This window comes from Streptomyces sp. NPDC031340, assembly GCF_055569945.1.
In genome coordinates this window covers 271,800-283,145 of the sequence record NZ_JBVIIE010000002.1, presented here as the reverse complement: position 1 = coordinate 283,145, position 11,346 = coordinate 271,800, and the positions used below count along the sequence as shown (strand labels likewise).

At 67.2% G+C, this 11,346-nt stretch carries 6 protein-coding genes; 1 reads left to right on the top strand and 5 read right to left on the bottom strand.

Annotation, left to right across the window (positions count from 1 at the left end; genetic code table 11):
* A partial coding sequence (locus ACZ5GT_RS02650) for a hypothetical protein (protein ID WP_469013112.1) occupies positions 1 to 1,633 on the bottom strand: 1,633 nt, incomplete at its 3' end.
* Positions 1,634 to 1,840: 207 nt separating this feature from the next.
* The gene (locus ACZ5GT_RS02645; protein ID WP_469013109.1) at positions 1,841 to 3,202 is read right to left on the bottom strand and encodes a restriction endonuclease; all 1,362 of its coding nucleotides are present in this window, start codon (positions 3,200 to 3,202) and stop codon (positions 1,841 to 1,843) included.
* Between the two features lie 936 nt (positions 3,203 to 4,138).
* Between ACZ5GT_RS02645 and ACZ5GT_RS02640 the strand changes: the two genes are divergently transcribed.
* Positions 4,139 to 4,282, top strand: a complete 144-nt coding sequence (locus ACZ5GT_RS02640) for a hypothetical protein (protein WP_469013107.1) — start codon at positions 4,139 to 4,141, stop codon at positions 4,280 to 4,282.
* A gap of 649 nt (positions 4,283 to 4,931) precedes the next feature.
* On the opposite strand, the gene ACZ5GT_RS02635 is transcribed toward ACZ5GT_RS02640, so the two are convergent.
* Genes ACZ5GT_RS02635 through ACZ5GT_RS02625 form a run of 3 tightly spaced genes read right to left on the bottom strand, consistent with a single transcriptional unit; the run spans position 4,932 to position 11,342 of the window.
* Complete coding sequence (locus ACZ5GT_RS02635) at positions 4,932 to 6,017, bottom strand: Wadjet anti-phage system protein JetD domain-containing protein (RefSeq protein WP_469013104.1); 1,086 nt, start codon at positions 6,015 to 6,017, stop codon at positions 4,932 to 4,934.
* Positions 6,017 to 10,510 (bottom strand): coiled-coil domain-containing protein, encoded by a 4,494-nt coding sequence (locus tag ACZ5GT_RS02630; protein WP_469013100.1) that lies wholly within the window; start codon positions 10,508 to 10,510, stop codon positions 6,017 to 6,019. The genes ACZ5GT_RS02635 and ACZ5GT_RS02630 overlap by 1 nt, the downstream gene beginning before the upstream one ends.
* On the bottom strand, positions 10,503 to 11,342 hold the full coding sequence (locus ACZ5GT_RS02625; protein WP_469013095.1) for a hypothetical protein: 840 nt from the start codon (positions 11,340 to 11,342) through the stop codon (positions 10,503 to 10,505). The genes ACZ5GT_RS02630 and ACZ5GT_RS02625 overlap by 8 nt, the downstream gene beginning before the upstream one ends.
* Positions 11,343 to 11,346: the final 4 nt, after the last annotated feature.

Here is an 11,346-nt window from a genome sequence, read left to right as displayed (position 1 = left end):
TGGCCCGGATCTTTTGCTGCTGGTGCGGGGTGAACTCGTGGGGCAGGCAGCGCAGGGCCGCCGCCCGCCATCCTGGCCGCACGGTGTGGTCTTCGGCTGGCACTGCCAGGGCCCGGATCTTTTGCTGCTGGTGCGGGGTGAACTCGTGGGGCAGGCAGCGCAGGGCCGCCGCCCGCCATCCTGGCCGCACGGTGTGGTCTTCGGCCAGCCGCAGCAGGTGCTCAACGGGACGGTGTTGAGGATTGGCCGCTTGGATGATGAGGAGGGCGGCGCCCAGGCGGGGATATTCGTGATCCACACTCGGCACACTCAGGTGGGGTGTCAGCTGCTCGGGCAGACCAGGGTGGTCGAGGCGGTACAGGAGTGGACCGTGGGAGGCGAGATTGCCGTTGCGCTCCGCGCCGACCCGGTAGAGAAGGGCCTCGACCAGGCGCGCGCGGTCGGTGTCGGGATCGCGGCGGGCGGCCAGGTCGGTGCCGAGCAGGACGTGCGGGTCGTGGGCGAGCAGGTCGTCGAAGACGATGTCGTCCCAGGTGGCGACCCAGCTGGCGAGATCGCGCACTGCGGTGACCGCGTGGCGGGCCGGGCCCTGTCCGGTGATGAGCAGCGCCTGCAGGGTGGCGGGCGGGACGTGGTGGTGGCGCAGGTATTGAGAGGCGAGGAACTCCTGGACGCTGCGCAGGGCGAACTTTCCGCGGTGGTGGTCGATCCAGGACATCAGTCCGGTGTGCATCAGGCCGCGCAGCGCCGTCTCGGTGACCCGTGCGCCAGCTTCGGGGCCGTCGGCCAGATCGCTGACGCGCAGCCCCTCGGCCGGACGGGCGTCCGGGCGGGTGGTGAGCACCGGGTGGACGGTGCACAGGTGAAGGGCCGCAGCGGCCTGCTCGGCGGCAGCGAGCAGCGCCTTGACTTCGCCGTCTTTCGGGGCCCCGCGTTCGTCGTTGGTCTCGTGGCACCAGCGGTCGCAACTGCGCGCGTACGCCTCAGTGGCGGTCGCCGGCAGGTCCTGTCCCTCGACTGCATCCCGGAGCAGTTCCAGGAGGGTCACCGGCAAAGAGACCAGCGGCTGCAGTCCTCGGCGTCGCACCGTAACCGCAAAGGTCCCTGGGTCGAGACCGAAGTGCTGGGCCGCGGTGGCAACGGCATTGTCGTCCAGGCGGGCGAGTTCGCGGAACTGGACGTCGTCGGTGCCCCAGGTCTGTGTGAGCGTCTGCCGCAGCGGTGAGCCCGCCGCGGTGAGCCCGGGGCGGGTGGCGATCCGAAGCCGCAGGCCGTCGCGGGCTGGCGCGGGCAGTGCCTTCCACCACTTCTGCAGGTGCCAGTAGGGCCGGCTGGTCTTGGACAGGGTCTCGTCGTAGCTGTCCAGCAGTACGTACCAGACACTGCCGTCGGACGGCGGCTGTGCCTGCTGTGCCAGTGCGGCCGCCAGGTCCGGCTCTTCCGCCAGGTCCCCGAGGTCAAGTAGGCAGGCCTCCAGCCCCTCATCTTTCAGCGCCTGCGCCTCCGCCTCGAGGACATCGGTCTTGCCGCTGCCCCGCTCGGCCATCAGGACCAGCACCGGCACATCACGCAGATCTTCCAGGAGGCGAGGATCCCCTGCACCATCCGCGCGGGGAAGGTCCTGCTCGTTCACTCCGGGGAGATAGCAGTGCCGTGCCCAGGGGACACGCTTGGGCTCACGGGCGTCCATAGTGCTCATCGTGATGGACGATACGGCAGCGGTCTCAGCACAAAGCCGGAATCAGTGTGCTCAGTTGTCTGCCCTTGTTGTACCGGCCCGTACGCCTGGGTGGCTCGGGAAATGGGCGGTCCGGCCGCTCCGACGCGGAGCCCTGGCGAGTTACTCCCCTCTTCCTGGGATGCGCAGCGAAAACAGCACCGGTCTCGGAAGTGCCGAGCCGGGTAGCCACACGTCCACGATCAGGTTTGCCATTCCATCCTTCCCCGGGGCGAGGCCGACGGCGTGCTGGCCAGGGATGGAGACCATCAGTGTGTGTTCGTGGGTGCGCAGATCGGTGCTGTACACCTCGACGGCGGTTCCGCCCGAGGCCCGGCCGGCGGAGAGCACCGTGTGGGCGCCCCAGGGCAGAAGAGCAGTGATCTCGCTGAGTGGTGCGGCCCGCTTCCAGTCCTGTTCGGGAAAGGCCATCACCTGTTGGATGCCGAGGACTCCAGCGCGGGATCCGCCGACAAGGTAGAGCCGGCTGTCGGACAGCAGCACCATGTTGTCGATCTTGCCTACGAAGTCGATGGCGTGTTCCTGCTGTTCGGTGGGCCGGCGGGCGAGGCGAGTGAGCGTATGACGGCCGCCGTAGCCAGGCGGCCCGGTGGTGGCGAACACCCAGCAGGCACCGGAGGGGGTGGTCAGGAGGCGTGCCAGGTTGGGGAACGGGCCTGCCACAGGTGTGATCCCGGCGCTGCCGGCGGAGGTGACGACGGCCGCACCGCACAGCACTGCCGTGCCTGTCGTGGTCCGAAGCGCTGATTCCCGGCTCCCCGGGAGAGTGAGCGCCCACCGGGTTTCGCCCGTCGCCGGGTCCAATCGAAGGACGCCGTCGCCCGTGGTGAGCAGCAGGGTGTCGCCATGGGCTGTGATACCGGTGAGTGCGGTGCCCGGCGAGGCGGCCAGGACTGCAGCAACGCTGACGCCCGTCGCCTGGTAGGCGACGGCTGGCGCCGCCTCTGGCGGGGACCAGTTGTCTATGCCGGCCGAGGGCGCGGCCAGCAGCAGCTCGTCGAGTGGCGGGTAGGAGCCGCCGCGGCGGTTGGCCCAGGACAGAATTCGGCTCACAAGCTGCGGGACCGTGAGCAGCCCCGTCACCAGGGCCTCGACGTGACGTCTGTCAAGCAGGACGACGCCCGTGAAGAACTTGGCCTTCTCCAGCGCGTATTCGGTATAGCCGCTCATGGAGACGAAGAAGCCGATCGTGCCCGGCAGACGGACGTTCAGGCGCCCGCGAAGCTTCTCCAGCGCGTCGTCATTGACCTTTTCAGCCTGCCACTTGGCTTCGAGGATGAAGTGACGCTGCTCAAAGGAGAAGGCGACATCGATCTCGTCGCGACCGTCCAAACCCCGTTGATCTGCGTGCGCTTCGAGACCGCCTGACCGCAGCAGCGACGCCAGGAAGCTGTTGAAGGCTTTGCCCCGCTTGACCGGCTCGTGACCCATCGCGTCGAGATCCCGGTAGCGCGAGAAAAGCATCTGGGCCTCATCCCGAGCGTCGGATGCGGGCACGGGCTGCCGAAGCTGGTTGAACCGCGGAAACATCACCGAACGTCCTCGTCACTCGTCGCGCCATGAGGGCTGGCCGTCGACCGCACCGCTCGTTGCCCCCTCCGCATTCTGCCCTTCGACGGCGGCTGTGTTGGACGAGACATCTCGAACTCATCGGTCTGCCCCGAGTGGTCGACGCTCGCAGATTTACTCGAGTCTCCTTCTGACGCGGGCCTTGTTCAGGCTGTGGCTTTGCTTTCGGCAGAGTTGTCGCAAGACGGCGCACACCGTAGGCGTCCTCTACGGCTCGACCATCATCTGAACGCCCCTCGTACGTACTCCCCCACCGCGGCGGTGTGCCAGAGTCCTGTCGAACGGGTTTTACTTCGAAGTCCTTCGCTCCTCCCTGACAGTTCGGGTGGTCTTTCATGGAAGTCCCCTGCGTCAAGAACGGTCACCTTCGACGATTCGAAGGAACTCTGCGACCTTCTTGCGAGACCAGCCGAGATCTGCGGACTACTTCCGGCAAGATCTGAACCAACTTTCAAGGCCTCGTTGCCTGTTGATAGCCAGTGAAGAGCTGAGTCTCCACGGCTTTGAGGGGGCGCACGTTCATCCGGTGCGCGCGCTTCCTGTGTGAGATAGGCAACGTGTGGAACGGGAACTGCCACCCGGCATCAGACGTACCGTCAGAAGGCGCCGCAGCTAAGAGGGCCCGTCCGGTCAGTATGTGTAGACCACCTGTCCCTTGCCCGCGCCGCGGTCACGCTCCGTACCCAACCTGCCGTACGAGGCCGAGAGTTCATGGCACCCGGATGGCGGAGCGTGAAGGTAATCTGCCTAGCTATCAGTCACGCCCCCGGGTCCGAGACTCTCGCGCGCCACCCGGGTGTCCACGACGGTCGTGGGCCCATGGAAAGGGCGGTGATTGACCCGATGGCGATGAACGACGTGCCGGAGGGACACTGCCGCTGCTGCAGCAGGCGAGACCAGACGTACCGGCTGGTCCGCTGGCTGGGGCCGATCTACACGATCTACAAGATCATGTCGGATCACTGGCCCTGGTAACGCGAATGGCCCCGGCCTGACGGCCGGGGCCACGCAGCAGTCGGCTGTGTGCTGTATCAGGAGGGCCTCACCCAGAGCTTGCAGGCAGCGGGTGGGGCCTTCCCTGTGTCCGAATGCGGTTACCGGCCCGTACGCAAGCCCACACGGGCAGATGTGATGCAAGGCACATCAAGGCGCGGCAACGCCCCCATCTTGCCTTGACTGGAGCGCAAAGTGCACCTGCGGATTACATCGTGGGCAGGATGCACCCGCTACAGAAACCGGCAAGGATGCAGCTCATTGAGGGTGTCGCACGGCTTACCCGCCGCCATTGTGGCGCATATCACACTCTAAGGGTGACGGGCAGCACGCCTGAGCGGTGGTCAAATTGGGGGTTTTTGCCGCGAGTTCGCTATGCGCAACGCGCAGGAAGCAGCCCCTCCGATCGCGAGGGGGCACTGTACCTGCGGCCACTGACAATGAGCGCCGGCCACCCCCGGGATCGCCCACATGAGCGAATCCGGATACTGAACCTACGCCGTGCCACTGACATCGGCTGCCCCTTCTCGGTGAGAAGGGGCAGCCTGAGCGTCTCGTACGGTGACGGCGTGCCTGAGCCCACCCCGCTGCCGCCGATCAGGACCCAGGGATGCGTAGAAGGACTCGCTCATCACAGATCCTTGCGCCAGGAATGGTCGCGTCGTAGCAGCACGGTTCCAGTAGCCTCCTGGGCCAGCCGATTCCCGGCGACGAGGATGTCAGCTACCGGGCGACGGGCGGTTTTAGGCAACCAGGAAACGCGTCGTTCGGCGACGAGAGGTTCAACTCGCTTCGGGGCCGGTCCTCGGGCGTTGTGTCGGAGAAGGAGCCGGTAGAGGCCGACGGCGGGACGGACCGGCGGGAGTCCCAGTGTTGCGCTGGACACGTTGGCCCGCTGCGGGATTGTCAGTCCGTCATCATCAAGATCGCCGTAGTAGGCGATGTCCGTGACGCCGTCCAGCCTCGCGATTCGGGCGATTGAAGCCTCGAAGGCGTGGCCGCCGCCGAACGCAACCCAGCCAACTCGCCCGCCGTCGCCCGCCAGCAGTGTGCTGACGGTTTCAAAGGTGTCGCTGTTCTCGATCACCAGGACGGTGTCACCCTCACCAACGCGTTCGTAGGCCAGTGGCGGCGGGATCCGCTCGGCGAAGAGTGTGGCCAGGGTGAGGCGGCCGGGCGCGAACAAGGTGGTGGCGGCGAGCGCGTCAAGGCGCTTCTCATCACCGAAGATCTCCAGGGAGCGCTCGCGCATGGGGACGATGGTCCGCCGGTCATCGTCGCCGTCGGTGTCGCGCAGCCATCGATTGATCGTCTTGAGGACATCGATCTGAGTGGTGGTCAACTTGTCGGCGCTCGCCCAGGAAAGCTCGCGACGCCAGACGGCTGGTGTCGACGTGCGCGCGGATTTGGACTCTGGCTTGAGCGGTACCGGCAGACGGAGCCAGCGCGGCAGCGGCGGCTGTGCGTCGTCCCACCCGTCACGGCTTCGCGGCAATTCAACCAGGTGATGGTCAGCGAGCTCATCGAGTAGCGCGGAGAGGACGGGACGGCCTTGTGTGGTGCCGGCCGTCCCGGGGCATGCCTGGTCGAAAGCTGCAAAGATCGTGGCCTGTTCGACACGGCGTTGCGTCATCGAGCTCAGGGTTGCCGCCAGGCAGGCCGCCGATTCCGACAAGGGTTGCCACTCGGCTTCCTCGGCGCCTGGGTCGTCGCTCATCAGTCGTCGTCCATCTCGCTGTAGCTCTCCTGCTGTGTCTCCTCGCCGACGCGGGGCGTGGTTTCGGGGTCGCGTGGTTTCACCAGCAGCCGTGCGGCGGAGACTCGGTGGGTGCCATGGTCCTCGTCCGGCATCGTCTCGTTTGCGAGGCGATCGGTGACGTGCAGGTGCCGTATCCCGGTGCGCTGGTCGGCGTCGTTGCGCAGCCGGATGCATAGGGGGAACGTGGCCAGCACCCGGTCCTCCATGTTCCCGGTGGTGTAGATCAGCTGGACGCCGAGCGCGGCGGCCATGTTCATCTGCAAGCTCAGCAGGTAGTCGGCGCTGGCCTTGCCGATCGGGTTGTCCAGGATCAGCATCCCGCCCAGGCGGCTGGTGCTGCGGGCTCCGGTTCGTGTACTGCTGCGTAGTGCGGCAAGGGTGCAGTACAGCATGATCGCGCCGGTGAGTTCCTGGCCGCCGGAGAACACCTTGCCCATCTCGCTGATTGACGCGTAGTCGGCGCGGCCTGCGGAGTCGGGCTTGAGGATCTCCACCTTGAAGTCACGTGGTACCGCGGCTCCGACACAGCGCAGAAGGAGGTCACGGCCGGGGAGCCTCGGCTGAGCGCGGGCGTTCTCGTCCAGGGTCTCGGCGATCCGTACGGCGAGGACCTGCGGCTCTGGCTTATTGAATCCGATCTTCAGGATCCTGCGTCCGGCCCACACTCCGGCGCCTTCGGGGAGGCGGGAAAGCCGTTCGGCCTTCTCCAGCAGGGACAGCGCCTCGCCGGTGTGGTGCTTGAGCTGGTCGATCAGCAGTTTCCGGTGACGTTCGGAGCTCTCCAGGTCGGTGGTCAGGCTCGCGGTCCGCCCCATCAGCTGGACCGTCCACTGGTCGGCGCGCTGGATCAGCGACGTTTTGTCGATCTCGGTGAGCTGCTTGTAGATCGGCGCCTTGAGCTTGCCGAACCGGTTGTGGTTAGCGGTTTCACGGAATTCGAGAACGGCATCGTCCACGGCCTGGTTTGCTTCGTGCAGCTGGTCGGACGCCGTGCCGTATGTCTCAGTCGCCGTATCGGCAGCCTGCTGCGCTTCGTCGGCGGTTCCCACGAACGGTGCGGAACCGGACGGCAGCTCCAGTTTGCGGACGGCGGAAGCAAGGCCGCGGTGGACGACTGTCATCTCGCGAGCCGCAGCTTCGGCCTGGTGGAGGTTGCGCTCGGCGGTCTGTTGCGTCTCAGAGGCTGACTTGAGCAGGGCCTCGGCGTCCTTCAGCGCGGCGGCTGCCCGTTCGGTGAGCATTGTGCCTTCGGCGGGGTTCGATGGCGTCCAGTCGGCATCCAGGCTGGACCAGGGCATCCCGTTTCGCTGGCCGGCGGCGGCTGCTTCCGCTTGCAGTTGGCCGCTCCGCTCGCTGCGCCTGCTGTGCTCGGCCTCCAGCGTTTTCACGGCGCGGCCGAGTCGCCGTTTTGTGGCCTCGATGGTTTCGGTGCTGCCCGCCTGCGGAGAGGAGGCCAGCGCTTGGGCCCGGACCAGGACGTTGGCCGGTTCGTCGAGTAGTTCGGCGTCAAGATCCGATGCTTCCTTCTGCGCCTGGTCGACGCGCCGGCGCAGGTCCTCGCCGACTTCCACGGCATGGAAGCCCTCCGCCGCTTCCTGATAGGAAATGTCCAACGCAGCCAGGTCGAATTCGCCCTGATCGTGGCTAAGTGACTGATTCCCGTAGATGACTTTTTTGAGCCGGTCGGCGTATGAGGCGGCGTCACGGCGGAGTGACTCGGCTTGCACCGCGTATTCGGTGGCTCGGTTGCGCAGTCGCTCGGCTTCGCCGCGGCACTCCTGGGCTGCCGCGTGATGTCCTTCGGCTTCCGCTTCGAGTGTGCCGATCTCGGCACGGTTCTTGTCGGCTGCGGCGACATCGGCCGCGAGCCGCCCGACGAAGTCGGCGATACGGGTAGCGTCGGCTGCGGCCTCCTCAGCATCTGCAGCAACGATGGCATGCTCGTCGAGGGTGTCCACGGCCTGGGCGTAGGCGTCGCGGGCGGCATCGAGTGCGAGCTTGGCCTCGGCGGCTGCGGTTGACGCTGTTTCCGCGGCGGAGCGCAGCCGGTCGGTGTGACCTTTCGGGTGGTCGTGCAGCCAAGTGTCGAGCCGGTTGCCCAGCTGGAAGGCCGCTGTCCGGCGTTCGGCGAGTTCGTGGAGGGTGTGTCTGCGGTTTTCGATGCGGGCTTCGGCCTGCTTCCGCAGGCCAGCGGCGGCTGTCGGATCGTGCAGAGCGGGTGTCGGCTCCACGACGAACCCGATGCTGGGTTCGTTCGGTGCTGTCTGCAACGACTCGGCGGTGGTGACGAGCACTGCCGCCGCTGGCAGCAGTTGTGCCTCGGTCAGTGCCGTCCGTGCTTTTTCCAAGGCTTCCTGGTCGGCCACCACGATGCCGTCGACCAGCGCGGGATGGGCTTGGATGGCCTCGGCGTGCAGGCGAGGGTTCACCAGCTGTTCCAGTGCCCGCCAGCCCGAGGTCGCGGTGATCTCGTGGTCTGCCAGCAGTCCGAGCAGGTTCTCGACGGCCTGACGCGGTGGCATGAGCGCTTCGTCGTCGACGGTGAGGGCCTCGATCAGTCGCTGATCGGCCCGGTTGTCGGCGGTCAACGCGTCCAGCCGGTCCCCGGCCGATGCCTGCGCCGCGGTGGCCAGGTTACAGAGCGCGGATGCGTTGTCTTCCAACCACAGCGCGGGGTCGCCGCCGGGGACATCATCGTCGCCGTCGAGTTCGGCGAGTTCGCGCAGCAGCGTCTGGGCGGCGAGTGCCCCGGCGGCGATTCCTGTGTCCTCGACCGCCCGTACTGCGGCCTCGGCTGCCTGCCGGGCCTTCACCTCGGGTTCGATCAGCTGTTGCGCGGCCTGGTCGAGCCGGCGGGCTTCCAGCTCGAGTTGCTTGTGGGCGTCGCGTTCCCGCGTCGCCTTGATCTTGCTTTCGTCGGCCTTGTTGCGCAGGCGGGCTTCGGCTCCGGGAACGGATTCGCCTTCCTCAAGGATGCCGTGGTCCCGCGCCTCCTTCACGCGGGAGTCCACGTCCTTGACCTGTTTGGCCAGCAGCTCGGCACGGACGGTATGCGAGGTGGCCTCTCGTTCGTCCTGCCCAGCGCGGCGGTCGGCCTCGGCCGCGTCCGACTTGTCCTTGGCGCTCTTGTGGTCGAGGGCCTCGGCCTGCGTCGCGCACTGCTGACCGGCGCTCTGGAGGGCACCTGCGAACCGAGCCCCGGCCTTATCGCGACGTAGCCGGGCTGCACCTGCGGCCTGTTCAGCGGCATCCAGCAGCTCGCTGGCGACCTGGTACTTTTCGTGCGCGGCGGCAGCTTTCAGCACCTTGGGGACGAGCGCCCAGGCGGCCAGCTCCGTGCGCTCGCCGGCAAGCCGGTTCTCGGTCTCCTTGGCTTCGGCACGCGCTCCGTCGCAGCGAAGGAGGAGGGTTCTGCGCCGCACCTCCTTGAGGAGCAGGTCGGCCTGCTCGCGAAGCTGTTGGCGCCCTGCTGCGTTCGTCTTCGCGGTCAACCGGTCTTCACGGTGCTTGCGCAGCACGTCCTCCGAGCGCTGGACAGACTCCTGCACCGCTGCCGCGAGCTGTGCCAACGCCGTCGCGGCGTTCTGGGCCGCCTTGGCTGCGGCAATCTGCTCGGTGTGCCGTAAGGCAAGGCGCTGGGTGGCTGTCGCCGTTGCTGTGGAGAAGTCGCGGTCCAGCAGCAGTTGTTCGCGCCGCCCGATGTTCCTGGCATAGGCCCCGAAGGCGCTGCCCAGCTCAGTGAAGTTCTCGGCGTCCAGCGCCTTGCTCAGCAGCCACTCCACGAACCGTCGGCCGGTGGTGGTCTTGAACGCCTCGGCCGCGTCCCCCTCGTCGACGTTCATCGCCTGCTGGACCGCGAAGAGATCTGGCTCCAGGCCGAGCCGCCGCAAGTGGTTCTCCCACTCGCCCTGCCGTTTCTCGATCTCCACGTGCAGCGCCTTGTCGGCAGCGTCCAGCCGTTTGAGCGCATCGTGAAAGGAGTTCATCGGCAGCCGCCGCCGGCCCTCGGCAAACGGCAGCGCGGCCAGGGTCGTGACTGCGTTGGGGTTGAGCGAGTAGAACAGCCGCTCGACCCTGTCGTCCGTGGTTGGGGCCAGCACCTGTCCGGTCACCAACGTCTCACCGGTGCGGACATTGACCCATTCCAGGACCACATGTGACGGGGCCGCCGCGGACACCACGTAGGCGCGCAGCGCCTCACGGCCTTTACGGGACTGCCGGTCGGGCAGCACCGTGGACAGCAGCATCCGAATGAATACGGACTTTCCGCCTCCGTTCTCCAAGACGAGCAGTGTCGCCAGCGCCGGACGCCTAAACAGCTGGCCGGCCGAGGGGATCAGAGTGCTGGTTGGGATAGGGGGGCCGCCGTTGGACAGATCCAGCAGGACGTCGTCATAGCGGGCCCCGGTCGGGCCGATGTTGTACAGGCGGACGCGGTTGAGCTCATACATTGTTGGGATCAGGCTCCTGGTCAGCTGGCGGCAGAGACGGGGATGCCACGGTGTCGGCCGTATCAGCGGATTCGGCCTCCGGGCTGCTGAACGAGGGCTTGCCGTCCAAATCCACCGTGACCCCGAGCGCGGCCAGTTCGCCGAGCATCTGCTGTCCGGCCAACTCCCGCACCTGGATCTGGTACCGGGCCGTGGTGGTGTAGGTGCCGCCGTTCTCCCTGCCCGCGCGCCGCAGCATCCCGTGGTCCGCGAGGTACTCGGCGACCCGCTTGATGATCGCGTGCCGGCTCTTGGAGTGGGCTCGGTCGTCCTCAGTGAAGGCCACCGGGTTGCGCCGCTGGTAGTAGCGCCACAGCTGGATGAGGTCCGGGTGGTCGACCGGAACTCCATCGTCCGTGTCGGTTTCGGCGGCCCGGCGCTCCAGCTCCTTGGCAGCCTGCTCGACCATCGCGTCGACGTGACGGACCGTGACGCGGCCGATGTGGGCTTCGTCGTCCAGGTCTTCGGGCCGGTAGTAGGCGAGGGCGGCTATGGCCAGGTGGGCCAGCGCCGCGATCGGCCGGTCGGCGGGCTTGCTGATGTGGTCGGCGACGCTGACCGCGAACTGTGTTTCGGCGGTCGCCCCGAGCACCAGCCCGGCCCGCGGGTCGACCGCGATGACCGTCAGGTCGAAACCACGCGCGGCGGCGTGCAGCAGTTGCGCGAACGCCGGATCGGTACGGCAGCGGCCCACAAGCGCGGCGTACTCGACGTTGCGACGGGGCGTCAACCCCGCCTGGAAGCCGAAAGCAAGCAGCCGGCTCACTGCGGCCATGTCGTTGACGTCGTGCACGCCA